Origin of the sequence: Bacillus pretiosus, assembly GCF_051294775.1 — a bacterium.
Classification (GTDB): Bacteria; Bacillota; Bacilli; order Bacillales; family Bacillaceae_G; genus Bacillus_A; species Bacillus_A wiedmannii.
Window position 1 is genome coordinate 1 of sequence record NZ_JBPPHF010000278.1, and the last position, 297, is coordinate 297.

At 42.4% G+C, this 297-nt stretch carries 1 pseudogene; it reads left to right on the forward strand.

What is annotated here, in order from left to right:
- Positions 1 to 297 (forward strand): annotated as a pseudogene (locus tag ACSG5Z_RS30860) (ribonuclease R); the annotation flags it as partial.

The window sequence follows — 297 nt, forward strand, 5'->3', positions numbered from 1 at the left end:
GTCTTCCTGAAAAGATGAATTTAGTACGCGGTAAATTAATTGGACATGCACGTGGCTTAGCATTCGTTGTACCAGAAGAGAAGAAAACGGGAGATGATGATCTTTTCATCCCACCTACAGAGTTAAACGGTGCACTTCATGGCGATACAGTATTAGCGCGTGTTAGCGCACAATCAAGTGGATCACGCCAAGTAGGTTCAATTGTACGTATTTTAGAGCGCGGCACGAAAGAACTAGTTGGTACATATACAGAATCGAAAAACTTTGGATTTGTTGTACCTGACAATAAGCGCTGGA